This window comes from Cohnella sp. CFH 77786 (assembly GCF_019400745.1).
Classification (GTDB): domain Bacteria; phylum Bacillota; class Bacilli; order Paenibacillales; family Paenibacillaceae; genus Cohnella.
This window is the reverse complement of record NZ_WJIB01000001.1, coordinates 244,542-270,469: the sequence shown is the minus strand read 5'-3', so window position 1 is coordinate 270,469 and position 25,928 is coordinate 244,542. Positions and strand designations below refer to the sequence as shown.

Below are 25,928 nucleotides of genomic sequence, written 5' to 3'. Positions count from 1 at the left end.
ATCCTTTTCTGAATCACCGCGGGAGAACCCGGGCGGGGCAGAGTCGCTTTTGGCGAACATAAGTAGCCCCGTCCTTGTGCTTCGGCAGGATTTCGTCTAATATGAAAGGGATAGCGCATGAATGGGAGCTTGGGCACAGGGGGAGTGAAAATGGCTCTGCTGGAAACGGATACGATCGATAACCTGAAGCAAAAGGCGCTCCGCCTGCTGCAGGAAGACGCGGATAAAATCGAGAAGCTGATCGCCATCCAGATGGAGAACTTGACGACCCGCCAATGCCCGTTGTACGAGGAAGTGCTCGATACGCAGATGTACGGTTTCTCGCGTGCGGTCGACTTCGCGGTGCGGGCGGGGCTGGTGGAGGAAGGCGCCGGCAAGCTGCTGGTCAGCCAACTGGAGCGTAATTTGGCTTTGCTATACGAAGCTTTGGACCAAAAAAAAGAGTAGCTTCCGGAGGGAAGCCGCTCTTTTTTTATAGGAGATCAAACGAAGTAGAAGGCGACGCCCAGAATGGCGTAGACGATCAGAAGCAGCTTGCCTTCGTACCAGGTCGTGGAGCCGTCCCTCGAGATGGAGGTGGCGATCAGCACGGCGACGCCGATCGCCGCGAGTTCGATCGTCGTGAAAATCAGGTTCATGTGTTGCTCGAACAGAAGGCTGATGAAAACGAGCACGGGCGCGACGAACAGCGCGATCTGCAGGCTGCTGCCGACGGCGATTTCGACGGCCGCTCCCATTTTGTTCTTCATCGCGAGCATAACCGCGGCGCTATGCTCGGCCGCATTGCCGATAATCGCCACGACGAACGCTCCGACGAACAGCTCGGACAATCCGAAACGTGCGGTGAATACGTCCAGCGTATGGACGAGCCATTCGCTCACGAAGGCGACCATGATCGTCGCCAGAATGAGGTAGAGAATCGACCGGCCTCTGGTCCATGCGGGTTCTTCCCCATGGTCCGCCTGCGTTTCGACATGGTCTTCCAGCATGTCTTTATGCGTGAACATTGAGTAGATTAACCATCCGACATAGGCCAGGATCAGGAAGCCCGCCACGACAACGCTCAACGTGAGCGTATCCGCTTCGGGAAAACTCTCCGTCTTCACGAAGACGGCCGGGATGAAGAGGGCGATGACGCCGAGCAGCATCAGCGAGGCGTTCTGGCCCGCCAGGTGGACGTTGAACCTCTGTTCCTTGAATTTGAGCCCGCCCGCCAACGCGCTGATGCCGAGGACGAGCAGGAGGTTGCCGATGATCGCGCCCGTCAAGCTGGCTTTGACGATATCGAACAGCCCTTCCTTGATCAGGAAAATGGCGATAATCAGCTCGGCCGCGTTGCCGAACGTGGCGTTCAGGAAACCGCCCAGGCGCTGGCCTGCATAGTGGGCGACCGCTTCGGTCGCCTTGCCGAGGAAGCCGGCTACGAATACGATGGCGACCGCCGAGAGGGCGAATTCGATTTCGGCGCCCCAATGCATGTAATGGGCGGCCGCGCTGAGCGCGAATGTGACGATCAATAACGGGAAGAACAGCTTTTTCAAGTTCCGTACACCTCAATGTGGAGAAATATGGTACAGCGTTTCCGTCGTTACTAACTATAGCGAAAAGCGATGGGCAAGTAAATGAGGTCTCGGCCCTTCAGGCGGCAACGCAGAACGGCATGTCCCAGGGAGCGTCCATCGGTTGCTTTCCGGGCGGTTCTTCCATTACAATGGAATCATCAAAGGTTCGGGAGAGTGGCCGCCATGACGGAAGAGCTGCAACAGGAAGGACTCATACGCATATCCGACGACGTCGTCGCTACCATTGCCGGGCTTGCGGCGCTCGAGACGCCCGGCGTTTCGGCGATGTCCGGCGGCATTTCCGAAGGACTGGCCAAACGGCTCAGCGGCCGCAACGCCCAGAAGGGCGTTTCCGTGGAGGTCGGCCAGCTCGAGGCGGCGATCGATCTTCGGATCGTGGTCCAATACGGGATTCCGATTCACGAAGTCGGCCGCCGGCTGCAGGACAACGTCCGGGAAGCCGTCGAGAACATGACCGGGCTGCGGGTGGTCGAAGTGAACGTGAAGATCGAAGGCGTTGCTTTCAAGGACGAAGAGCCCGAGGAAGCCCACCGGGTCAAATAAGCAGAGAAAAGGCCATCCCCGCGGTGAAGCGAGACGGGATGGCCTTTTTGCCATTTCGCGGTGCGTATCGATCAAGCGCCGGCGTCCGGGCGCCGTTCCCTGTCCTTGCCGATCCGGTTGTACTCCCTGGAGATGCTAAGCAGGATTCCCATGGAGAACAGGGTCACCAGCATGGAAGAGCCTCCGTAGCTGATGAAGGGCAGCGTAACGCCGGTCACGGGAATGGCGCCGCTGACGCCTCCCATGTTGATCAAAGCCTGGATCGAAATCAGGGACACGATGCCGATGCCGACGAGCGTGCCGTATACGTCGGGGCATCTGAGCGCAACGATGAGCGCTCTCCAGATAAACAGCATGTAAAACAATAAGAACACCGTGGTGCCGATAAATCCGAGCTCTTCCGCGATGACCGCAAAGATGAAGTCGTTGTAGGCGTAAGGAAGATAGAACAGCTTTTGCACGCTGTTCCCGAGACCGGCTCCGGTCAATCCGCCATGGCCGAAGGCTCCGAGCGACTGGTACAGGTGGTAGCCGGTACCCTTCTCGTCCGCCATCGGGTTGAGGAAGGCCGTGAAGCGGGCCCAGCGGTATCCGCCGTTGAAACCCGGGTTGGCAAGCAAATAGAGGCTTGTCCCGAGCGCGACGAGACCGAACAGCACCCCCGCGGACAGGAACACGTGCTTCAGGTTCGAACCTCCGGCGAGGATGATCGCGGAAGCGCAGAGCAGAAGGATGATGCAGGAACCCATGTCGGGCTGGAGCATGATCAGGAAGGCGATAAAGCCGATCACGATCATGACCGGAAGCAGGCCGCGCTTGAATTCCCGGAATTTCTCGTCCTTCTTCGTGATAATGGCGGCCAGGTAGAGAATGACGGCCAGCTTGGCGAATTCCGTCGGTTGGATGCCGAACCCGCCGAAGCCGAGCCAGCTTCTCGCTCCGTTCACGTTCTTCGCCACGAACAGGACGACGATCAGCATGCCGATCGTCAAGAAGAGAAACGGGGCGAACCACTTTTTGAACTTCTCGTAGGGGATGTTCATCAGCACGAGCATGCAGAACGTCCCGAGGCCCGCCCACAGAAGCTGTTTTTTGGTGAAATACATCGCGTCGTATCCGAATTTGGCGGAGACGACGGTCATGCTGGAGCTGGCGCTGAACACCATGACAAGGCCGAAGCCCACGAGCAGGAGCGTCAGGATGAGCAGCAGAAAATCCGGCGTGCCGCGATGGCCTGCGGCCGGCGTTTTCATATTCAGGTCCCCCGGAAACGTTAAGCCAGCAGCTTCTTCAATTCCTGGGCGCGCTGCGTAGCGGTGTTCAGGATCGGCTGGGGGATCGGCGATTCGTAATCCAATCCGTGCGGGAAGGTGGCGCGTCCGATGTAAACGGCTTCCACTTCCAGGATCGCGTCCGGATTTTCCAGCTTGCCTCCCACCGCGCGCGTGGCGATTCGAAGGTAGTAGTCCTCGCCGCCCGATCGGTCATGCAGTTTGAGATCATATGTAGCGCGGCGGTATTCCCATTGCCAGCGGACAAAGCCGAGTTTTTCGCTGGATTCGTCCAGGTGGGCCAGGTCGCTGCGCATTCCGTTTAAGCCCGTATTTTCGAGTAACATGTTTCAAGCTCCTCCTTTGGAAGGTCCAAACAGCTTCGTTATCATCCTTCATCATAGACGGTTTGACGGGCTTCTGCAACCCTCGGGCACGGCGAACTTCGAACGTTCGTTGACAGTTTTTTGCATCCATCGGGTCTATAAGTTTCTCCGTTCGCCTCCGATTGAAGTCGTTTTTACTTGGGGAAAGCGTTAAAGCGTTGATGACTGTCAATCCGGATTCTGGTACAATAACAGAATAGAGTCCGATCTTGAAGATCGGCCGAAGGAAGGAGGCGCCCCAATCGTGAAGGAGGTCAGCCTGCAGACGCTTTATCCCGACATGGTGGCATGGCGCCGTCACTTGCATCGGTATCCGGAGCTGTCCTTCAAGGAGTACGAAACGTCCCGCATGATCGCGGACCTGCTGGAGTCGTGGGGGCTCGAGGTGAAAAGAGGCGTAGGCGGAACGGGCGTGGTCGCGAGGCTGACGGGAAGCTTGCCGGGCAGATGCATCGCCTTGCGGGCGGATATCGACGCGCTCCCGATTGCCGACGAGAAGACGTGCGAATACGCCTCGACGGTTCCCGGCGTCATGCACGCCTGCGGGCATGACGCGCATACGGCCGAGATGCTGGCGGTCGCCCGTTATTACAGCTTGCGCAAGGAAGAGACGGCGGGCACCCGATTGTTCCTGTTTCAGCCTGGGGAAGAGACGCTGCCGGGCGGCGCCGTGGGCATGATCGCGGACGGCGCCCTGGAAGGGGCGGAGGCGATTTACGGCATCCATTTGTGGTCGCTGCTTCCATACGGCACGGTGACGACGAGGCCGGGACCGTTCATGGCTTGCCCGGACGAGTTCGAGGTGGAAATCGCGGGCCGGGGCGGACACGCGGGGCTGCCCCATGAGAGCGCCGACGCGCTCGTGACGGGGGCCGCGCTGGTGACCGCGCTGCAGTCGATCGTCTCCCGCAGCGTAAACCCGCTGGAATCGGCGGTCGTATCGGTGGGACAGCTGCACGCGGGTACGGCGAACAACGTCATCGCGGAACGATGCCGGCTCAGCGGCACCGTGAGAACCTTCACGCCGGAAATCCGCAGCTTGGTGCGGCGGCGGCTGGAAGAGGTGGTCCGGCACGTATGCGAAATGCACGGCACGGAATACCGGTTCCATTACATCGAGGGATATCCCCCGGTCGTCAATGACGAAGCGGAAGCGGCCCGGGTGCTGGCGGTTTCGGCGGAAGCGCTGCCGGAAGTCCGGACGACGGTCAGCGAACGCATCATGGCGGGTGAAGATTTCTCTTACTATTTAAAGGAAATTCCAGGATGCTTCGTATTCGTGGGAGCCGGGCGGGAAGACGGCGCTTCCGCGCCGCACCACCATCCCCGGTTCGACATCGACGAACGGGCGATGCTCTTGGCCGCCCGGCTGCTCGTGGCGGTCGCGGACGATTCGGCCCGGCCGGATTCCGGGAGATGAGCAAGCCGCATGGAAGTGCTTCGTTTCGGTCACGCTATACCGGAAAGGAGGGACACCATGCGCAAAATTGCGGATGTCATGACGAAAGGCTGCGTGACGGTCACGCCGAAGGACAATCTGTACGAAGCGGCGGTCGCCATGCGGGACCACGACATCGGGTTCGTTCCGGTCGTGGAAGGGAACCGGTTGATCGGCGTCATCACGGACCGCGATCTCGTCATTCGGGGATACGCGGAGAAGCATTCCGGCTCCACCTCCGTCATGGAAGTGATGTCGGACAACGTTCAGACCGTTTCCCCGAACCTGTCGGTGGACGAAGCGGTTTCGTTGATGGCAACCAAGCAGATCCGCCGTCTTCCCGTCGTGGAGAATGGCGAACTAAGGGGCATCGTCTCGATCGGCGACCTGGCGGTCAGGGAAATTTTCGTGTCGGAGGCGGGGCAAGCGCTCAGCGGCATTTCCGAGCACGAGCACCGGGAATCGACCATCCATTAAGGAGATCGCCGCAGCAGTATGGCTCGTATGCCGGCAAACCGGACATACGGGCTTTTTTTAAAATGAACAGGGGCTCCCCTTAAGATGATGTGCGGCGTAGAAGCATCGTCAATATCGGGGGATTGTTTATGGAGAGGGAGAACGCAAGGATGGGGAAAAGGGAGAGGAACGTCCGGGCAATCCGTTTTCTGCTCGCGGCAGCGGTTATGTTGTTAAGCGGTTGTGGGGGACGATCGTTGCCGCCGGACGGCGGGGACGATCTGGCCCGGATTTTGGCCGGGTATCCGAATTTGCCGGCCGACCGCGCGGAGCGGGGAACGGTGCGGCGGATCGTGGACGGAGACACGTTCGAGCTCGAGAGCGGAGCCAAAGTGCGGCTGATTGGCGTCAACACGCCGGAGACCCACGGGAAAGTCCAGTATTACGGGAAAGAAGCGGCGGACTACACGGAGAAGATTTTGTCGGGACGATCCGTGATCCTGTTTCCGGACGTTTCTGACCGGGACAAGTACGGACGGCTGCTGCGATACGTTTTCGTATCGGGGGATGAAATGATGTTCAACGAGCGGCTCGTGAAAGAAGGATACGCGCAGGTGATGACCGTTCCTCCGAACGTGGCTTTCGCCGATTCGTTCGTCCGTCTGCAGAAGGAGGCGCGCTCCCGCGGAGCCGGATTATGGGGCGGCGAACCTGGGAACGATGGAAAAGAGACGAACGCGCCGGACGATTCCGCGACCGCGGCGCCTCCCGCCTGCCCGTATCCGATCAAGGGCAACGTCAACGCGAAAGGGGATAAAATTTACCACGTGCCGGGAGGGAGTTCCTACCGGAACACGAAACCCGAGCGGTGGTTCTGTTCGGAACAGGAGGCGGCGGACGCGGGATTCCGGAAAGCGGCGAAATAGAGGTGGTGCTTTGCATGTCGTCATCCTTACCGCTGTTGGTGCAGTCCGACGGCACCCTGCTGCTGGACGGCCGCCATTCCGGATACGAAGAGGTGCTGGAGGTTCTCCGCCCGGTCGCGGAGCTGGGCAAACGGCCCGGGCATCTGCACACGTACCGGATGACGCCGGTGTCGCTGTGGAACGCCGCAGCCGCGGGCGAAACCGCGGACTCGGTGATCGCGAACCTCCGCAGGTACGCGAGGTACGGCCTGCCGTCATCCGTCGAACGCGAAATTCGGGAACGGATGGACAGCTTCGGACGTTTCCGCCTGGTGAACCGGCCGGAGGGCTTGTTTCTGTCGGCCGATCTGCCGGAACGTTTGCGAATGGCTTACGATTGGCCCGAAGTCGTTCGCTGTTTCGCCTCCTCACCCGCGAATAACGAGGTGCTGGTCGCCGTGGAACCCGCCATGCGGGGAGCGCTCAAAAGCGCGCTTGCCGCGCGCGGCTGTCCGATCGTCGACGAGGCCGGATACCGGAGCGGCGGCGCGCTTTCCGTTGCCTTTCGGGAGGTGTCCGCCTCCGGGAAACCGGTCAAGCTGCGCGCCTATCAGCGCGAGGCGGCGGACGCCTTTCTCGCGAGGGACGGCATCGGAGGCGGCAGCGGCGTGGCCGTGCTTCCTTGCGGCGCGGGCAAAACGTGGGTCGGCATGGCGGCCATGGTCCGGCTGGGGTGCGAAACGCTGATTTTGACGCCGAATACGATGTCGGTCTCCCAATGGATCCGGGAGCTGCTGGAAAACACGACCTTGACGGAAGGGGATATCGGAGAATACACGGGGACGAGCAAGCAGGTCCGGCCCGTCACCGTCGCGACGTACCAAGTGCTGACCCACCGCCGTTCCCGTTCGGAGGGTTATCCGCATTGGAAGCTGTTCGAGGGACGGGACTGGGGCTTGATCGTTTACGACGAGGTGCATCTGCTTCCTGCGCCCGTCTTCCGGATGACCGCGGAACTGCAAGCGACCCGCAGGCTCGGCCTGACCGCGACGCTTGTCCGGGAAGACGGCCGGGAGATGGACGTGTTCGCGCTCATCGGACCCAAAACGTACGAGCTGTCCTGGAAACGGAGCGAACGGGAAGGCTGGATCGCGGAGGCGTCCTGCAAGGAAGTGAGGGTGCCGATGGCCGATTCCGCGATCAGGCAATACCGCGAGGCTCCGCCGCGTGCCCGCCACCGGATCGCGGGGGAAAATCCGGCCAAGGCGGAGGTGCTGCGCCGTCTGCTGGCCAGGCACGAAGGGTCGCCTACGCTGATCATCGGCCAGTACCTGAACCAGCTTCGTCGGCTCGCGGAGGAACTGGGCCTCCCGCTCGTAACGGGCGAAATGCCGCATGAGGAGAGGCGGCGGCTGTTCGACCTCTTCAACCGGGGCGATATCGGCACGCTGATCGTATCGAAGGTGGCCAATTTCGCGGTCGATCTTCCGGACGCCTCCGTCGCGATCCAAGTGTCCGGCAGCTACGGCTCGCGGCAGGAAGAGGCCCAGCGGCTGGGGCGGATCCTCCGGCCCAAGCCTTCCGGGGGGCCGGCTTCCTTCTACACGTTGGTGAGCGAAGGGACGGACGAGGTGGAGTTCGCCCGGAACCGGGGGCGGTTCCTCGTGGAGCAAGGGTACGAATACGCCGTGGACGCGTGGCAGCCGGATGCTCCCGGCGGATCGGAGGGAGTTTCCGTATGAACGTAAGGCCTTCCGTGGAACGGTTGCCGGATTCCGTCCGGAAGCTGATCGCGACGGACAAGACCGTCGCTTCCCGTATCGCCGGGGGAATGGAGCTTCCGGACGTCCTGGCTTCGCCGGCTTGGGCCGCCGAATGGGCGGAGCGCGCGGAGCTTCCGCTCAAGCGGATCTTCGGCGGTATTCTGCTGCGCTACGGCGCGGTTCCGTTCGAGGAAGAGAAGGGGGAAGCGGAATCGCTCCGGGACGGCGGCTATACCGGCGCGGAGCGGCGGGTTGCCCTGGCCCGGCTCCGGAGGTCGGGCATCCTCTTCGCGGTCCGCAAGACATGGGGAGACAGGCTCTACTACGTGCCGACGGACATGGTGCCCGTCTGGCAGCGCCTGATTCTGCCGGCCAACGCGGCACCGCTGGACGCTGCGGATGCCGCCGAAGTACGCGTGACGCCGGCTCCCTTCCGCCTTCCGTTGGCGCTCGAGCTGCTCTCCGCGTGGGCGTCCGTGCGACGGACGGGCATTCCGCTCACCGCCAAGGGGGCGATGTCCAAGTCCGCCGCCGCGAAGCTGGCGTCCGCGATGAGGCTTACGGCCGAAGAGCTTGCGCCGCTGGGGCTCGTTTATCCCGCTCACGAGCAACAGCCCGCGACAGCGGCGCTCGCAGTCGATCTGGGCCTGTGTGTCGGCGCGCTGCGGAAGCGGGGCAGCGAAATCGTCGCAGACGAGTCCGGGATGACGCCATGGCTGGAGAAGACGCCGGCGGAGGCGGAGGCGGAAATCCACCGGCTCGTTCTGGAGCGCTACGTTTCGGCCGACCCCGAGCGGCATTTGTCGGCGTCGGCCGTGGCGGCCTGCCGAGAAGGCTTCTGGCACAAGGAAAGGGATATCGCGGGGATCGGAGTGGACCCGGCTGCCGCGGAGGCGTGGCTCCGCATGCTCATCGCGTTCGGCTGGGCCGAACGCGGGACCTTCCGGGGAGAAGGCGTGTTCCGGCTTCTGGTTTCCTTGGAGGAGGATCCGGACAAGACCGGATACGGGGATGCGGAGCCGTTCCTCGTCCAGCCGGACGGGGAAATCTACGTTCCGCCGGGCGTCGGCCTGGGCGCCAGATGGCAACTGGAAGAGATTTCCGAACGCGTCTCGGCCGACCGCATGTTCGTTTACCGGCTGACGAAATCCGCTTCGGAACGGGCATTCGCGGCGGGCTGGCGGCAGGAGGATGTCGTGCGCTTCTTGGAGAGCGGGGGGGACGCCCCGCTGCCGGAACCGGTCTCGGGCGCGCTCTCGGACTGGTTCGGACGCCTCGGCAAAACGCGGATGACGGAGGAAACGTTGCTGCGGACGGACAGCGCCGAAACGGCATGCCGCTTGCTGGAGGACCCGGAAACCGCATCTTGCTTGATCGAGCGGCTGGGGGACCGGGACTTCATCGTCGACCGTGCGAAAGTCCCGGCGCTCGAGGCCAGGCTGGCGAAGATCGGCAGCCCCGCGATTTCGCCGAAACCGAAATCGGTCCCGCAGGAGTCGCCCGCGGCAGGTCGCGACGGCTTGAACGAAGCGGGGTGGATTCCTTGCAGCCGCGTGCTGTCCTTCTATGAACCGGACCGGACGGTCGCGTCCGCGGACGAGCTGTTTCCCGGCGTCGGGGAAGTGCCGTCCGCGTGGCTCCGCAAACCCGGCCTGTACCACGCCTCCACGAGGCAGGAAATCATCCGCAGGGCGATCGGCTGGCGAGCGGCCCTCCAAATCGGGGACGAAACCGGACAAGCGGTATTCGTCCCGCATGCCCTTCATGAGCGGGGGGATGGATGGGAGGTCAGCGGAAGATGGCGGCCCGCGGGCGAAGCTGCCGGTTTCGCCGCGGATCCGTCCGGACCGGTGACGCTTCCCGCGGACCGGCTGGGCGCGCTCAGGATCGTGTTGCCCGAATGGGAGCCGGCCGCCTCGAAGTAATTCACCTTTCGCCGCCGAACTGTGGTATGATAGAAAATGATTCGCATGCCTACAAGGTGAGGTGAAACGCTTGGCCCTCATGCCGGAAACCCTCCCTATGTTGCAACGGGACGCAGGCGAAGGTCCCGCCGATTGGACGGAGCTTCTGTCGCGCGCGTATACGCTGGGAGAGATGATCAAGCAATCCGCCATGGCGGAAGAATACGTATATTGGAAAAGGAAAGTCGAGAACGACGAAGAAGCCGCACAGGCGGCTCGGCGGCTTTTCAAAGCCAAGGAGAAATTCGCGGAATGCGAGCGGTTCGGCCGCTTTCATCCCGATTATCATGAAGCGCTGGACAAGGTTTACGCCGTCCAGGCCGAACTGGACCGGGTGGAATCTGTTCGTCGTTTCAAAGCGGCGGAACGGGACCTCGACGAACTTTTTCGCGAGATTTCCGTGACCGTTGCCCGCGCGGTTTCGGAGAGCGTCAAGGTGCCGGACGCGGACCCCGGGGCCAAGGGCGGGGGTTGCGGAGGCGGCGGAAGCTGTTCCTGCGGCAGCGGCGGCTGCGGTTGACGCGAGCCTGCGGACACCGCCCGCGCTGAGACGGGTTTTATTGAGATCGGAAGTCGGGGGAATGGGAATGTTTGCGGAACGCCACGGTTATATCGTCTGGTTCAGCGATTTGAAAGCGGCGAGGGGACTGGACAAGTACGGCTCCCTCCACTATGTGTCCCGCAAAATGAATTACGCGGTGCTTTACATGAACGCGGACAGCGCGGAAGAAGCCGTCCGGAATCTGCAGCGCCTGCCCTATGTTCGCAAAGTCGAACGTTCTTACCGCGGCGAAATCAAAACCGAATACGAGAAAAACGTGCCGGACAAAACGCGGTTTTACAGTTTGTAGCGGCCGTGCTCGAAGGTGCCAAGTAAAACGGCCCCGTCATTTCGAACGGATAGACGTTTTACCCGAGGCGATTCAGAAAAGCATCGCAGATCTTCACCTTTCTGAATCACGGAAAAGTCTCCCGGCGGAGGCTTTTTTTCGTCTCTGAGACGCGGGAATCGGCGCTCCCTTAAATTTTTGTTGAATCGTCGGGAAGCGATGCGTTAAAATGGACGTAACTTCCTAAAAGGTTGGATTGCGCGAGTGGGCTTTAGGACCTAGTGTCGGGAAGGGGATACCCGGTGAAGGACAAACACACGGAGCGATGGAACACGTACGAGCCTTTCTATGTTGTGCTGGGCGACAAGAGAGTGGCCGACATCATCATAACCAATCATGCCCGAACGCGCTGGTCCGACCGGGTGGAGAGCGAGAAAACCGGCTACTCCGATATCGCCCAATTCATGTGGGAATGCCTGAAGGAAGGCCGCATCGTTTCCTATTACCGGAACGAGCAGGACGTTTACACGATCGACGACGACCTCGTTTTCGTGGCGGAATTCGCGGTGTCGGACAAAGATACCGATCTGCTCGGCCAACCTCTTCATAAGATGATTATCGTGACTTTCCTCGGACGCATGTCGGAGACGATGGAGCTTCGTGATTTGAAAACGTACTATTCCTGGCTCCGCCATTCCCGCCGCATGACGCTCATCAAGAACAACCGCAAACGCCGTTGACCGGCGAACCGATAAGGCTGCATTCCGGCGGAGATCCGTTCGGAGCAGCCTTTTCCTATGCTATGATATAATCGATTGAGGAAGAAAAGGTGACAAAGGCGGGAGAAGCATGGCGCTGAACGTGCATCAACTGCACATCTTTTACACCGTTGCGGAAAGAGGCAGCTTCTCCTCGGCCGCGCAGGCCCTGCATATGACCCAACCGGCGGTTACGATGCAGGTTCAGGCGCTGGAGGAACGTTTCGGCACGAAGCTGCTCAACCGGACGACCAAGAAGCTCGAGCTGACGGAGGCCGGCCACTCTCTGCTGCCGCAGGCGCGCAAAGCCGTGGAGCTGATGAGGGACACGGACGCGATGATGATCCGGTTCGTCGAAGCTTTGAAGGGCCGGCTGCAATTCGCGGCGAGCCTGACGATCGGGGAATACGTGCTGCCCCGATTGCTCGGATCGTTCCTTCGCCGCCATCCGGATCTCGCGGTCAGCATGAAAGTGATGAACACGACCGAAATCGTCGACGCGATCCAGCACCAGGGGCTTGATTTCGGCTTGATCGAGGCGCCCTGCGACACGCCCGGCATCCATGCCGAGGCCGTGATGGACGACGAACTCGTGCTGGTCGCGCCCGCGGGGCACCCTTTCGCCGAGCGCGAATCGGTTGAACTGGCCGAAGTGCTGGAGCAGCCGCTCGTCCTTCGCGAGAAAGGCTCGGGCACCCGCCAGGTGGTGGAAGACGAGCTGCTGCGCCACGGCGCGGACGAGGGCCGGCTTCGTGTGGTCAGCGATTTCGGCAGCACGGCGGCGATCAAGTCGGCGGTGGAAGCCGGGCTCGGGCTGTCCGTGCTGTCGGTGTGGGCGATCAAGCACGAGGCCGCGTTAGGGCTGCTCAAAACCGTCCGCATCCGGGACGTGTCGTTCCGCCGCCAATTTTATGCGGTACGTCTGCCCTCATCCTTGCTTTCGATTCCAGCCGCGGCACTGCTGGAACAATTAAGGGGGTTGTCGCATGAGCCGGGCTGATCTCCATACCCATACGACGGCGTCCGACGGCCGCCATCGTCCCGCTGAAGTGGTTCGGATGGCGAAGGAAGCGGGACTGGCGGCCGTCGCCATAACCGATCACGATACGGTGGCAGGCGTCGCGGAAGCGCTCGCCGCAGGCGCGGAATACGGCATTCGCGTCATTCCGGGGGTCGAAATCAGCACCTCCGCGGAAGGCAAGGACATTCACATCCTGGGTTACGGGTTCGCGCCGGACGATCCGGTGCTGCTGGACAGGCTCGTTTCGCTTCGCCAAGTCAGGGCGCGGCGCAATGCGGAGATCGTGGCGAAGCTGAACGCGCTCGGCGTGGAGATCGCGATGGATGAAGTGGAGAGGGAGGCGTCGGCATCCCCCCGCGGCGACGGCTCCATCGGGCGTCCGCATATGGCCGGAGTGCTCGTCCGCAAAGGCTACGCGAAAGACATGCGGGACGCGTTCAACCGGTATTTGGCGGAAGGGGCGGCGGCTTACGCGAATCCGCCCCGGATTGGCCCGCTCGATGCCGTCCGTTGGATTCACGAAGCGGGCGGGGCGGCGATCGTCGCCCATCCCGGTCTGTACCGGAACGACCGCCTCGTGCTCGAGCTGCTGGACGGGGGAGCGGACGGGCTGGAAGCGCACCACTCGGATCATGACGTGGCGATGGAGCGGCATTACAAGACGCTCGCCAAGTCCCGCGGGAAGCTCGTGACCGGGGGCTCGGATTTTCACGGCACCCGGGAAGGGATCGTGTTCCATGGCCGGGTCGGCAACCGGACGGTGGACGCGGTCGTGCTGGACCGATTGCTGGCGGTGAGGCCGTCATGAAGTCTCCTTGTTCTCGTCGGCGGCCAGGTCGTGATTGAGGACAGGGTGCCGGAAGGGACGCAAACCGTCCGCCTGCTGTCCGGGGACGCGAGGGAAGCGGTGGATAAGCCGAAACGGCGGAACCGGGTCGATTGACCGGCTCCGCCGTTTGAGGTTGACGCGGTTCGAGAAACTATTTCACGCTGCTGGGGAGCGAACGGATCAACGACTCGTCCGGCGTCACGTACAACGTCTTCTGGCCTTCGTAAATCACGAAGCCGGGCTTGGCGCCGCTGGGCTTGCGGACGTTGCGGATGCGGGTGTAATCGACCGGCACGTTGCTGGACTCCCGGGCTTTGCTGTAATAAGCGGCGATCGCCGCCGCTTCCTTCAAGGTCGCCTCTCCGAACTCGGCTCCCCGGATCAGCACGTGCGAGCCGGGGATGTCCTTCGTATGCAGCCATGTGTCGGTCGGCTGGCCGAGCCGGTTGGTCACGTAATCGTTTTGCGTGTTGTTTTTGCCCACGTAGATCGGAATGCCCTCGCTTGACGTGTAGCAGAGCACGGACGGCGTTTCTTTTTTCTTCTTCTTGGGGCCCCGCTTTTCTCCTCGCTGGCGGATGTACCCTTGCTCCGTCAGCTCCTCGCGGATTTCCTCGATGTCGGACGGGGAAGCCGTCGCCAGCCCCTGCAGCACCGATTCCAAATATCCGATCTCCGCCTGCGCCTCGGCGATTTGCTCCTCCACGACAGATTTGCTGTTTTTGAGTTTATTGTACTTCCGAAAATAACGCTGGGCGTTCTCCGTCGGCGTAAGCAGCGGATCCAGCGCCACCTTGATCCGGGGCTGGTCTTCCTCGTAGTAATCGGTGATTTCCGCCGTTTCGTCCCCTCGTTTGAGCTCGTGCAGGTGGGCGGTCAGCAGTTCGCCGATTCTCCGGAGCTTGTCGGCTTCCTCTGCATCGGCCAGCGTCTCTTCGAGCTTGGCGAGCTTCTTCTCGAGCTTGGCGATCTCGTTCGCCAGAAAACGGCTCAAGTCGGCCGTCCGTTGGCGGACGAGGTCGCGGTCCGCCTTGTCTCGGTAATAAGCTTCCAGGCATTCGTGCATGGACGAAAACCCGGTGACGTTTCCTTCCAAATGCGTAAGGTCGATCGCGGAAAACCATGTTTTTCCGTCCGCGTTTTCGACCAGATTCGGTCGGTAGCGGTGCCCGGCGACGTCGTCCATCGTTGCCCGGAATGCCGCCCCCAGCCGCTCCGGCTTGCCTTCCGCGCGGAACGCGATTTCCTTGGCGGACAATGGACTCAGGCCGGTATACGCGTTCACCCAAGCTTGGGCCGCCGCCCGCGCGTCCAGCCCGCCTTCCGGCGAAATCGCCGCGGCTGCCGTTTCGGCCGCTTGCGTAGCCGTCGCTTCGAGAGGATTCCGCTTGTTCTGGGAAGGCGGCGCGACGTACGCCGTTCCGGGAAGCACGACGCGGAAGCTGCTGACGGCCGGCGTGACGTGGCGGATGCCGTCGTGGATGTGCCCGGTCGCCGGGTCCATCAGAATGAGGTTGCTGTGCCGGCCCATGATTTCGAGCGTCAGCCGTTTCAGCGAATAGTCGCCGAGCTCGTCGCGGTGGCGGACGTCGATCCAGACGATCCTTTCCAGGCCGTCCTGGCTCACGCTTTCGATCACGCCGCCTTCGCAGTATTTGCGCAGCAGCATGCAGAACATCGGGGGCTCGGACGGATTCTCCCACGCCTGCTGCGACCAGTGCAGACGCGGCATGGACGGATGGGCGGACAGCAGCAGCCGGCCGCCGGCGCCTTGGCCGCGGATATGGAGGACGATTTCGTTTTCGGTCGGTTGATAGATTTTGGCGATCCGCGCGCCGACGATCCCCTGCAATTCGTGCACGAGGGCGCGCGTCACGATGCCGTCGAGTGACATAAGGCGATAACTCCCGTTCCTGTTCGCTGTTTTTCCGCTGATTCGGATCGCGTCTACTTATGATGCCATAGTTCCCCCCAAAGGGAAAGGGCAGCGGGGATATTTCCCGGCTTGTCTGAATAGACATAGCTTGAAAAGGCTGTCCACGGAATTGGGTGGAGCGAACAGCGGATTACGGGAGGAGCTGAACGGAACGTGGAAGGGAAAACGTGGCACCAGCTGGACGAAACCGGGCTGGCGGAGGCGCTTCGGACCGATCCCAGGGAGGGGCTTGCGCCGGATGAAGCGCGGAGGCGGCTCGCGGAGCACGGGGCCAACGAGCTGCAGGAGAAGAAGGGCGAGCCGCCTCTGAAGCTGCTCTTGGGTCAATTCAAGGATTTCATGGTGCTCGTCCTCGTCGGGGCCGTCGTCATCTCGGGCCTACTCGGGGAGATGCTCGACGCCCTTACGATCATTGCGATCATTCTCATTAACGGAATCCTCGGGTTCTTCCAGGAGTACCGCGCCGAGCGCTCCCTTCGCGCCTTGAAGGAACTGTCCGCGCCCCATGCCAAGGTCATCCGCGGCGGAAAGCTCGAGGCGGTGCCGGCCCGTACCCTCGTTCCGGGAGACGTCGTCCTGCTGGAGAGCGGCGACCGCATACCCGCGGACTTGCGTCTCATCGACTGCCAGCAGCTCGCGGTCGACGAAGCGGCGCTGACGGGAGAATCCGTGCCGGTCGTGAAAGAAGCGGGGCCGCTGACGGCGGCGGAGCTCCCGCTGGGAGACCGGAAAAACTGCGGCTACCTCGGTACGATGGTCACGAAAGGCACGGCCCGGGGCATCGTCACGACGACCGGCATGAAGACGGAAATGGGCACGATCGCCGATTTGATCCAGCGTACGGAGGAGGCGGAGACTCCGCTGCAGCGCAGGCTGGAGCAGCTCGGCAAAATTCTGATCGTCATCGCCATCCTGCTGACGGTTATGGTCGTCGCGGCGGGCGTTCTGCATGGGCAGCCGTTGTACGGGATGTTCCTCGCCGGGGTCAGCCTGGCGGTCGCCGCCATTCCGGAGGGCTTGCCGGCGATCGTCACCATCGCGCTGGCGCTTGGCGTGCAGCGCATGATCCGGCGTCGGGCGATCGTCCGCAAGCTTCCGTCGGTGGAAACGCTCGGCTGCGCGTCGGTCATCTGCTCGGACAAGACGGGCACGCTGACGCAAAATCAGATGACCGTCACCCGCCTGTGGCTCGGAGGAAGGCGGATCGACGTGTCGGGCGAAGGATACGATCCGGCAGGACAGTTGAGGGAATCCGACAAACCGGTGGAAGCCAAAGGGGATTCGGCGATCCGCAGGCTGGCCCAGGTGGCGGCTCTGTGCAACAACGCGGAGCTGGACCGGCAGGAGAAGGCGGACGATCCCCGCAAACGCAAACCCGGCAAAGAGGAGCCGGGGAAGGACGGCGGGGAGTGGAAAGTGAAAGGCGATCCGACGGAAGGCGCGCTGCTCGTGCTGGCGGCCAAAACCGGCCACACCCGGGCGTCGCTGGAGACGTTGTACCGGCGGATGAAGGAGTTTCCGTTCGATCCCGACCGCAAACGGATGTCGGTGCTCGTTTCCCACCAAGGCAAGCAGCTTCTCATGACCAAGGGAGCGCCGGATTTGCTCGTGGAGCACTGCGATTACGTGCTGTGGGGAGACCAGATCACGCCTTTTACCGCGACCCTTCGCCAGAAAGTGCTTCAAGCGAACGAATTGATGGCCAAGGATGCCCTTCGCGTGCTGGGTTTCGCCTATCGCGACCTGAAGACGGGCGAAGCTTGCGAGACGAATGAGCAAGCGGAGAGAGGGCTCGTCTTTGTCGGATTGGCCGGCATGATCGACCCTCCCCGCAAGGAGGTTCAGGAGGCGATCGTCAAATGCCGGCAGGCCGGCATCAAGACGGTGATGATCACCGGCGACCACGGCCTGACCGCCGAAGCGATCGCCCGGAGCATCGGCATCATGCAGCGGGACGGGCGGGTTGTAAGCGGGTCGGAGCTGTCCGCGATGAGCGACGAGGAGCTCGGCCGAATCGCGGACGAGGTCAGCGTCTACGCGCGCGTTTCCCCCGAGCATAAGCTGCGCATCGTGCAAGCGCTGCAGCGGAACGGCCACGTCGTGGCGATGACCGGCGACGGGGTGAACGACGCGCCCGCCGTCAAGGCGGCCGACATCGGCATCGCGATGGGCATCACCGGCACCGACGTCACGAAGGAAGCTTCCGCGCTCGTGCTGGCGGACGACAACTTCTCGACGATCGTCGCGGCCGTCGAGGAAGGGCGCGGCATTTACGAGAACATCCGCAAGTTCATCCGCTATTTGCTCGCTTCCAACGTCGGCGAGATCATGACGATGTTCCTGGCGATGATGCTCGGCCTGCCGCTGCCTCTCGTGCCGATCCAGATCCTGTGGGTCAACCTCGTCACGGACGGCTTGCCGGCGATGGCGCTCGGCGTCGACCAATCGGAGAGCGATTTGATGCGGCAGAAGCCGCGGCCGGCCAAGGAAAACATTTTTGCCCGCCGTCTCGGGTGGAAAATCATCAGCCGCGGCCTGCTGATCGGATTGTGCACGCTGGGGGCGTTCTATGTGACGCTGATTCAAGGGACCGGAGACGCGGCATCGCTGGTTCACGCCCAGACCGTCGCATTCGCCACGCTCGTCATGGCGCAGCTCATCCACGTGTTCGATTGCCGCAGCTCCCGATCCATTTTCCACCGCAGACTGCTTGAGAACCGCTTCCTCGTGCTGGCCGTGCTTTCTTCGCTTCTGCTCATGCTTGCCGTCTTGTACCTGGAGCCGCTTCAGCCCGTTTTCAAAACGGTGCCGCTCGGCTTCCGCGACTGGGCGCTCGTGACCGTCGCCGCCGGCATTCCGACGTTCGTGATGGGGATCGGCAGCGTGCTGGGGACGTCCAAGCCGAAGAAAGGCCGCAAGATCAGCTACGGCACCACGACCGCCCGTCCGCCGCGCCCGGTTTCCCGTTAGAGGTTGCCGCAAAGCCGGAACGGCCGGCGTCCGACAACCGCACGCAGAACGGAACCCTCCGGAACAGACACGATGTCTGCTTTGGAGGGTTTTCGCTTTTATTCGCTATGACTCGCTTTTGATCGCCCATTTCTCCTGGAACGTCGCATGCCGAACCGGTTTCCGTCCCGGTCCCAGGCGTCGAAGAATCGCATACTGCCTCCACCATGGACTGCCGAAACTTTGACGCCTTGGCTTCGCATGCTCCCATGAACGGCGTCTGCGTCCGAGACGAAAAAGTATTAGGGTGCATTCCGCTTTCATAACGGAAAAACGCGGAAAACGATACACCGTACCGAAAAAAAGGTGAACCGAGCCCGCGCGGAAGGTATAATGAGGAAAATCGGTTTGGAAAGGCGGTTTCGCTCCCTCTATGTACCATACGAAAAAAATGATGCTGCTCGGATCGGGCGAACTTGGCAAAGAAGTGATCATCGAGGCCCAGCGGCTGGGCGTGGAAACGGTGGCGGTCGACCGTTACGAAGGCGCGCCGGCCATGCACGTGGCGGACCGGAGCTACGTGATCGACATGCTCGACGGCGCCGCGCTTCGGGAACTCGTCGAACGGGAGAAGCCGGACCTGATCGTTCCGGAGATCGAAGCGATCGCCACGGCGGAACTGGTGAAGCTGGAGGACGAAGGTTTTCGGGTGATTCCTACGGCCCGGGCCGCAAGGCTGACGATGGACCGCGAAGGCATCCGTAGGCTCGCTTCCGAAACGCTGGGTCTTCCGACGGCCGATTACCGGTTCGCGGATACGTTCGAGGAGTTCGAGCAGGCGGCTCGAGCGATGGGGTTCCCTTGCGTCGTGAAACCTCTGATGAGTTCTTCCGGCAAAGGCCAGAGCGTATGCCGTTCGGAAGCCGACATCCCCCGGAGCTGGCAGCTGGCGATGGAAAGCGGCCGGGTGCGGCAAGGACGCGTTATCGTGGAGCAGTTCATCCGGTTCGAATCGGAAATCACGCTGCTGACGGTCCGTTCCGCGGGAGGCACCTTGTTCTGCGAGCCGATCGGCCATATCCAGCAGGACGGGGATTATATCGAGTCCTGGCAGCCCCACGAGATGACGGGAGCCCAGCTCGCCGAAGCGAAACGGATCGCCCTCGCGATTACGGACGAGCTTGGCGGGGCGGGCATTTTCGGCGTCGAGCTGTTCCTGGCCGGAGACAAGGTCTACTTCAGCGAAGTGTCGCCGCGTCCGCACGATACCGGCCTCGTCACCCTGGTCAGCCAGAACCTGTCCGAGTTCGCGCTGCATGCCAGGGCGATTCTCGGGTTGCCGATACCGGAAATCAAAGTCGTGTCCCCGGGAGCCAGCCGCCCGCTGAAGGCGGATGCGGAAATGGAGGACTACCGGATCGAGGGTCTGGAGGAAGCGCTCTACGTACCGGATACGCAAGCGCGCGTGTTCGGCAAGCCCGTGACGAAACCGGGACGCCGCATGGCGGTCACGCTGGCGACGGCCGATACCGTGGAAGAAGCCCGCAGCCGGGCGAAGCGGGCGCTGGACAAGCTGCGCATTAAGGGACTGTAAAGCGGTGCAGCGGCGGCAAAGTGAAGCGGGCAGCTGAGTGGTGAAGCCGGTAGGGGACAAATGCAGCAGGTAGTGGAGCAGCGGACAGATGACGCGATTGGGACAAGTGGTGCGGGTAGCGGAGCAACGAAACAGACGACGCGATTGCGGACAAGTGGTACGGGTAGCGGAGAAGTTGCGGGCATGGGGACCGTAAACCGGCGCTGTAGCGGAAAAGTGCAAACAAACGGCAGTTGGCTGTATCCCTTTTCCCGCCCCGGTGCGGTAAGATACAAGCCAGAAAGCAGCCGCAGCAAGCTAAAGGAGGACATCATCATGCAATTCACGAAAATGCACGGACTCGGAAACGACTTCATCGTCGTGTATGGAGAGCGTGAACTGCCGGCCGGAGCCGGCGAACTGGCGGTTCGGTTGTGCAACCGTTTCTTCGGCATCGGTGCGGACGGCCTCGTCTACATCCTGCCGTCGGAGCGGGCGGATTTCCGCATGCGCATTATCAACTCCGACGGCTCCGAAGCCGAGCAATGCGGAAACGCCATCCGCTGCGTGGCCAAGTATGTGTACGATAAAGGGTTGACGGCGAAAACGGAGCTGACGATCGAAACCCTGGGAGCAGGCGTGCAGCCGCTCGTTCTGGAGGTCGGCGGAGGCGAGGTACAACGGGTGACCGTCGACATGGGGGCGCCGATCCTGAACGGGCTGGACGTTCCCACAACGATCGACTCCAATCCGGTTATCAGCCATCCGGTGGAGGTGGACGGGCGCGAATTCCGGTTCACTGCGGTGTCGATGGGGAATCCCCATTGCGTCATCTACGTCGACGACGCGGCCGGGTTCGAACTGGCGACGTGGGGGCCGAAGCTGGAGAAACACCCGCTGTTCCCCCGCAAAATCAACGTGGAATTCGCGACCGTAAACTCCCGTTCGCAAGTCGACATGCGCGTCTGGGAACGTGGGGCAGGTCCTACGCTCGCTTGCGGCACCGGGGCTTGCGCGACCCTCGTATCGTCGGTGCTGAACGGGCTGACGGACCGCAAAGCGACGATCTCCCTGGCCGGCGGCGACCTGCTGATCGAGTGGAAGGAAGCGGACAACCGCGTGTACATGACCGGTCCGGCGGCGATCGCGTTCGAGGGCACGTTGGAGATTTGAGTTTTGAAGAAGCCGGGGCGACCCGGCTTCTTTTGGGTACTGGCGCCGCAACCAGACCAAATGACTGATGCAACCCGGAAAAACCCGGCTAGAGTGCAGCAACCCGACCAATTGACGGATGCAACCCGGAAAAACCCGGCTAGAGCGTCGGAACTCGGCCATTTTACGGATGCAACCCGGAAAAACCCGGCTAGAGAGCCGCTACTCGAATCGAAGCGCAAAACTGTAAGATTTTCGAGGAGTTCGCGTAGATTACCGTCGGCGGTGAGATGGTCTATCTGGATGAAGGCGAGATCATTTAGCGGCTGTGTTCCACAGCCATTAACCTCCCGAATGACGGCCCGACCGACTTGCGGCTGTGTTCCAAGGTCAGCGATCATCCGTTGGAACGGCCCGACCGACTTGCGGCAGCGCCATTCCACTCGCAAAACAATTTTGGCGCCCTCTGTTTACGTTTCAGGAAACATATGTTATTCTTATTTCAATGATTTTAGAAATATGAAATTTACCGGCGAAGGTGAATCGATCGTGGCAGAAGACTCCGCTGAACTCCGACAAGCCGTGAAAGTGTACAAAGCGCTCGGCGAACCCACGCGCCTCAAAATCGTCCGGCTCCTGAACGGGGAGAAAAATCTGTGCTGTTCCGACATCGGAAGCAAGCTGGAATCGGTAGCCGGCTCCACATTGTCCCACCATCTGAAGCAACTCACGGATTGCGGACTTCTGGACCTCCGAAAGGACGGAACCTATATTTACTACTGCGTGAACCGCGAGGTGGCGCGGAAATACGCCCCTTATTTGCTGGAGTAACGGAGTCATTTTTTTGTCGATATTTCTATATTTTTAGAAATATAAAAACAGTACGGAGTGGGGAAGGAGTTCAAACAAAATGTCGAATACGTGGAAAATCTACTTGTTGGCTGCCGTCAGCTTCCTGGTCGGAACGTCGGAGTTCATCATTGCCGGCATATTGGATATGATTTCGGAGGACGTCGGCGTCTCGCTTGCGGCGGCCGGCCAGTTGATTACCGTTTTCTCGATCGCGTACGCGTTCGGAACGCCGATTCTGATGGCGTTGACCGCGCGGATGGAGCGCAGGAAAGTGCTGGTGTCCGCGCTTGGCGCGTTCGCCGCGGGCAATCTGATCGCCGTCGCGGCGCCGGGATTCATCCCGCTCATGGGATCGCGGGTCATTCTGGCGCTCAGCACGGGGCTGTTCGTCGTCGTCGCCTTGACGGTCGCCGCTCAGCTGGCACAGCCGGGAAAACAAGCAAGCGCCATCGCCACGCTGGTCATGGGGTTTAGCACCGCCCTCATCGTCGGGGTCCCGCTCGGCCGGGTCGTCGCCGCCGCTTTCGATTGGAAAGTGATCTTCTTGGGGATCGGCGTGCTCGGCGTGTTGGCGATGGTTGTCGTCTACCGCGCGATTCCGCGGTCGGACGGAGAGGAGCCGGTACCGATCAGACAGCAATTGTCGCTGCTCGGCGACCGGAAAATCGTCGTGGCCCTGGGGATCACCTTCTTCTGGATATTCGGCTACTCCATCGCTTATACGTACATTTCGCCCTTTTTGCTTAACATTACAGGGATGAATGAACGGGAAGTCAGCATCGCGCTGTTCGCTTTCGGCGTGGCCAGCTTGATCGGCTCGAAGCTTGGGGGGTTCAGCACGGACCGGTGGGGCGTTGCCCGGACGCTGGTCGGCGGCATGCTGCTCCATGCCTTGTCGTTGGTCTTGCTGACCGCGGGAGCCCACTCGGCCGCAGTCGTGTTTCCAATCCTGATGCTGTGGGCGTTCTCCGCGTGGTCGTCCGGACCGACTCAGCAATACTATCTGATGACGCTCTCCCCGGAAGCTTCCGGCATCATGCTCAGCCTAAACACTTCCGTGCTGCAGCTGGCGATGGCGGCGGGCGCGGGCATCGGCGGCGTCGTCGTGGAGCAATGGTCGCTGTCGTCCGTCAGCTGGCTGGGAGCGGCCGGCGTTATCGTCGCCGCGGCGACGGCCGCCATGGCCTTGGGGCTGGCGCGGGCACGATCCCGGGCGGGCGCGCCGGAACCGAACCTGAAGAAAGCGGAAGCTTAAGCGCCCGTTTTTTCGGAATTCCTATGAACCCGATCGAACTTGGTCGGGTTTTTCCATTTTAATGGCTAAGGAATTATGCTACATTAATAATTACTTTACGGATGGAATGGATGGGGAAGCTTCATGAAAGCGGATTTGCGCGCGGCGCTGCGGGAGAAACCTCTGGTGGGCGACGGGGCGATGGGAACGTACCTGTACCAGCTCGGGTTTCCGGTCGGCGTGTCGTATGAGGAGTTCAACCTTTTGAAACCGGGCGTCATCGCCGACGTCCACCGCCGTTATGTCAAGGCCGGCGCCGAAGTGATCGAGACCAATACGTTTTCCGCGCAGCATGGGAAACTGTCCAAATACGGGCTGGAGAAAAAAACGGAAGACATCAACGCCGCGGGCGTCGCGATCGCGCGTCAGGCCGCGGGTGACGCCGCTTATGTCGTCGGCGCGATCGGCGCGTTCCGCGCCGGACGACGCAAACACGTGCGCATGTCGGGGATCAAGCGGGATTTCGAGGAGCAGATCGGCGCGCTGCTGGCGGCGAAGCCGGACGGCTTGCTGCTGGAAACGTTCTTCGACTTGGAGGAGCTGTCGCTCGCCCTTCGGCTGATCCGGGACCGGAGCGACATCCCGGTCATTTGCCAATTCGCGGTGGAAGACGTCGCGCGGACGCATGACGGCGTGCCGCTGGGGGAAGCGTTCCAGAGGCTCAAGGGAGAAGGTGCCGACGTGATCGGCTTCAACTGCCGAAGCGGTCCGAATGCGATCCTTCGCGCGATGGAGACGATTCCGCGGGACCTCGGGGCTCCCCTCAGCGTGTTTCCGAACGCGGGCATTCCCGATTACGTGGACGGCAAGGTCGTCTATTCGGCTTCGCCGGAATATTTCGCCCAATCGGCGATCCGATTCGCGGATCTCGGCTCGCGGCTCATCGGCGGTTGCTGCGGCACGACGCCGGAGCACATCGAAGCGATCGCCCATGCGCTGCGGAATTACGTTCCGGCGCCGGATTCGCAGCGCCCTCCGGCAACGCAGACCGTGTCGGAGACGGCTGCCCAACCGGCCGAGCCGCCCGTTGCCGTCGCGGAGGGAGGCGCGGAAGGCGGAGGCGAGCCGAGCCTCGTCGATCTGGTCCGGCAGCGCCACACCGTGATCGTGGAGCTGGACCCGCCGCGCGACCTCGATATCGCGCGGTTTATGCAAGGGGCTGAAGCGCTGAAGGCCGCGGGTGCGGACGCGCTGACGATGGCCGACAATTCCTTGGCCGTCACGCGGATGAGCAACATGGCGCTCGGCGCCCTCGTCAAGGAGCGGATCGGCATCCGGGCGCTCGCCCATATCGCTTGCCGGGACCGGAACCTGATCGGCACGCAGTCGCACATGATGGGCTTCGACGCCCTCGGCATCGACCACGTGCTCGCGGTGACGGGGGATCCGGCCAAGTTCGGGGATTTGCCGGGCTCCAGCTCGGTGTACGATTTGACCTCATTCGAAATTATCCGCATGATCAAGCAGCTGAACGAAGGCGTGGCATTCTCCGGCAAGCCGCTCAAGCAGAAGGCGAAATTCGTCGTCGGGGCCGCGTTCAACCCGAACGTGAAGCATCTGGACAAGGCGGTTCAGCGGCTGGAGCGCAAGGTGGCTTCCGGAGCCGACTACATCATGACGCAGCCGGTGTACGATCCGGCCCTTATCGAGAAGATCGCGGAATCGACAAGGCATATCGGTGTGCCGATTTTCATCGGGATCATGCCGCTGGCCAGCGGACGCAACGCGGAATACCTGCATAACGAAGTGCCGGGCATCCAGCTGTCCGACGAAGTCCGCAAGCGGATGAACGGACTGGAAGGACCGGCCGGCCGCGCCGAAGGAGTCGCCATCGCGCAGGAGCTTCTGGACGCCGCGATGCCGCATTTCAACGGGATCTATCTGATCACGCCGTTCCTGTTCTACGAGATGACAGCGGCTTTGACGGAATATGTTGTCCGCAAGGGCGCGCGCGCGTGCCGGGGAGAATAAATGCGCTTTCCTGCGCTCTTGTCCGTCCTATGGATTTGAAGTACAATAAAGCAATAAATCAATCGGATGTGGGAACCGCATCCATCCCGCAGTATGCGGGGGGCCGCTTTCGGCAACAATGGGAGCGTAGTTACGGGCTGCCCCGGGAGCTGCTGACGAGGACAGACCGGAGGGAAAACGCTGCATGGCAATCAAGCTCATCAACATCGGCTTCGGCAACATCGTATCGGCGAACCGGATCATTTCCATCGTAAGTCCGGAATCCGCTCCGATCAAACGCATCATCCAGGAAGCCCGTGACCGGCACATGCTGATCGACGCGACTTATGGCCGCCGCACGCGCGCCGTCATCATTACCGACAGCGACCATGTGATCTTGTCCGCTGTCCAACCGGAAACGGTCGCGCACCGGTTGTCCACCAAAGACGACGAACATGACGAATGAATCGGGGAG

At 61.7% G+C, this 25,928-nt stretch carries 23 protein-coding genes; 19 read left to right on the top strand and 4 right to left on the bottom strand.

Translation table 11 applies throughout. From position 1 onward, the window contains the following. Positions 1-150 precede the first annotated feature (150 nt). The gene (locus GE107_RS01285) at positions 151-447 is read left to right on the top strand and encodes an Fpa/YlaN family protein (protein ID WP_219637667.1); all 297 of its coding nucleotides are present in this window, start codon (positions 151-153) and stop codon (positions 445-447) included. Between the two features lie 35 nt (positions 448-482). Here the strand turns inward: GE107_RS01285 and cax are convergent, their stop codons facing one another. After that, positions 483-1,541 carry a calcium/proton exchanger gene (cax, locus tag GE107_RS01280; protein ID WP_219637666.1) on the bottom strand — a complete coding sequence of 353 codons (1,059 nt, stop codon included), beginning with the start codon at positions 1,539-1,541 and terminating at the stop codon, positions 483-485. 204 nt (positions 1,542-1,745) lie between these two features. Here cax and GE107_RS01275 point away from each other — a divergent pair, with 204 nt between their 5' ends. After that, positions 1,746-2,126 carry an Asp23/Gls24 family envelope stress response protein gene (locus GE107_RS01275; protein ID WP_219637665.1) on the top strand — a complete coding sequence of 127 codons (381 nt, stop codon included), beginning with the start codon at positions 1,746-1,748 and terminating at the stop codon, positions 2,124-2,126. A gap of 71 nt (positions 2,127-2,197) precedes the next feature. Here the strand turns inward: GE107_RS01275 and ftsW are convergent, their stop codons facing one another. Further along, positions 2,198-3,379: a putative lipid II flippase FtsW gene (ftsW, locus tag GE107_RS01270; protein ID WP_219637664.1), complete on the bottom strand. Its 1,182-nt coding sequence runs from the start codon at positions 3,377-3,379 to the stop codon at positions 2,198-2,200. A 20-nt stretch (positions 3,380-3,399) separates the two neighbouring features. Beyond that, positions 3,400-3,744 carry a YugN family protein gene (locus GE107_RS01265; RefSeq protein WP_219637663.1) on the bottom strand — a complete coding sequence of 115 codons (345 nt, stop codon included), beginning with the start codon at positions 3,742-3,744 and terminating at the stop codon, positions 3,400-3,402. Between the two features lie 283 nt (positions 3,745-4,027). Here GE107_RS01265 and GE107_RS01260 point away from each other — a divergent pair, with 283 nt between their 5' ends. From GE107_RS01260 to GE107_RS01215, 10 genes are all read left to right on the top strand, one after another. Then, entirely contained in the window at positions 4,028-5,203 is a 1,176-nt protein-coding gene (locus GE107_RS01260) for a M20 metallopeptidase family protein (RefSeq protein ID WP_370636204.1), read from the top strand. Between the two features lie 57 nt (positions 5,204-5,260). Beyond that, the gene (locus GE107_RS01255) at positions 5,261-5,698 is read left to right on the top strand and encodes a CBS domain-containing protein (RefSeq protein ID WP_219637661.1); all 438 of its coding nucleotides are present in this window, start codon (positions 5,261-5,263) and stop codon (positions 5,696-5,698) included. A gap of 149 nt (positions 5,699-5,847) precedes the next feature. Continuing rightward, complete coding sequence (locus GE107_RS01250) at positions 5,848-6,603, top strand: thermonuclease family protein (RefSeq protein ID WP_219637659.1); 756 nt, start codon at positions 5,848-5,850, stop codon at positions 6,601-6,603. 14 nt (positions 6,604-6,617) lie between these two features. After that, positions 6,618-8,324: a DNA repair helicase XPB gene (locus tag GE107_RS01245; RefSeq protein ID WP_219637657.1), complete on the top strand. Its 1,707-nt coding sequence runs from the start codon at positions 6,618-6,620 to the stop codon at positions 8,322-8,324. Then, complete coding sequence (locus GE107_RS01240; protein WP_219637656.1) at positions 8,321-10,270, top strand: helicase-associated domain-containing protein; 1,950 nt, start codon at positions 8,321-8,323, stop codon at positions 10,268-10,270. The genes GE107_RS01245 and GE107_RS01240 overlap by 4 nt, the downstream gene beginning before the upstream one ends. A gap of 97 nt (positions 10,271-10,367) precedes the next feature. Then, positions 10,368-10,829, top strand: a complete 462-nt coding sequence (locus GE107_RS01235) for a YlbF/YmcA family competence regulator (protein WP_219637655.1) — start codon at positions 10,368-10,370, stop codon at positions 10,827-10,829. Between the two features lie 67 nt (positions 10,830-10,896). Further along, positions 10,897-11,160 carry a YlbG family protein gene (locus GE107_RS01230; RefSeq protein ID WP_219637654.1) on the top strand — a complete coding sequence of 88 codons (264 nt, stop codon included), beginning with the start codon at positions 10,897-10,899 and terminating at the stop codon, positions 11,158-11,160. Positions 11,161-11,441: 281 nt separating this feature from the next. Next, on the top strand, positions 11,442-11,879 hold the full coding sequence (locus GE107_RS01225; RefSeq protein ID WP_219637652.1) for a hypothetical protein: 438 nt from the start codon (positions 11,442-11,444) through the stop codon (positions 11,877-11,879). 109 nt (positions 11,880-11,988) lie between these two features. Beyond that, a complete protein-coding gene (locus GE107_RS01220; protein ID WP_219637650.1) occupies positions 11,989-12,897 on the top strand; it encodes a LysR family transcriptional regulator in 909 nt (302 codons plus the stop codon). Then, positions 12,884-13,726, top strand: coding sequence for a PHP domain-containing protein (locus GE107_RS01215; RefSeq protein WP_219637649.1), 843 nt, complete (start codon positions 12,884-12,886; stop codon positions 13,724-13,726). Before GE107_RS01220 ends, GE107_RS01215 begins: the two co-directional genes overlap by 14 nt. Positions 13,727-13,898: 172 nt before the next feature. Here GE107_RS01215 and GE107_RS01210 read toward each other — a convergent pair whose 3' ends face one another. After that, the gene (locus tag GE107_RS01210) at positions 13,899-15,641 is read right to left on the bottom strand and encodes an Rqc2 family fibronectin-binding protein (protein ID WP_219637647.1); all 1,743 of its coding nucleotides are present in this window, start codon (positions 15,639-15,641) and stop codon (positions 13,899-13,901) included. A gap of 195 nt (positions 15,642-15,836) precedes the next feature. Between GE107_RS01210 and GE107_RS01205 the strand changes: the two genes are divergently transcribed. From GE107_RS01205 to remA, 7 genes are all read left to right on the top strand, one after another. Further along, positions 15,837-18,653, top strand: coding sequence for a calcium-translocating P-type ATPase, SERCA-type (locus GE107_RS01205; RefSeq protein ID WP_219637645.1), 2,817 nt, complete (start codon positions 15,837-15,839; stop codon positions 18,651-18,653). A 412-nt stretch (positions 18,654-19,065) separates the two neighbouring features. Continuing rightward, positions 19,066-20,226 (top strand): formate-dependent phosphoribosylglycinamide formyltransferase, encoded by a 1,161-nt coding sequence (purT, locus tag GE107_RS01200; RefSeq protein WP_219637644.1) that lies wholly within the window; start codon positions 19,066-19,068, stop codon positions 20,224-20,226. Positions 20,227-20,541: 315 nt separating this feature from the next. Further along, complete coding sequence (dapF, locus tag GE107_RS01195) at positions 20,542-21,378, top strand: diaminopimelate epimerase (protein WP_219637642.1); 837 nt, start codon at positions 20,542-20,544, stop codon at positions 21,376-21,378. Between the two features lie 528 nt (positions 21,379-21,906). After that, positions 21,907-22,188, top strand: coding sequence for an ArsR/SmtB family transcription factor (locus GE107_RS01190; protein ID WP_219637641.1), 282 nt, complete (start codon positions 21,907-21,909; stop codon positions 22,186-22,188). 79 nt (positions 22,189-22,267) lie between these two features. Beyond that, the gene (locus tag GE107_RS01185; RefSeq protein WP_219637638.1) at positions 22,268-23,464 is read left to right on the top strand and encodes an MFS transporter; all 1,197 of its coding nucleotides are present in this window, start codon (positions 22,268-22,270) and stop codon (positions 23,462-23,464) included. Positions 23,465-23,587: 123 nt separating this feature from the next. Then, positions 23,588-25,474 (top strand): bifunctional homocysteine S-methyltransferase/methylenetetrahydrofolate reductase, encoded by a 1,887-nt coding sequence (locus GE107_RS01180; protein WP_219637636.1) that lies wholly within the window; start codon positions 23,588-23,590, stop codon positions 25,472-25,474. A 184-nt stretch (positions 25,475-25,658) separates the two neighbouring features. Next, positions 25,659-25,919, top strand: coding sequence for an extracellular matrix/biofilm regulator RemA (gene remA / locus GE107_RS01175; protein WP_027084220.1), 261 nt, complete (start codon positions 25,659-25,661; stop codon positions 25,917-25,919). Positions 25,920-25,928: the final 9 nt, after the last annotated feature.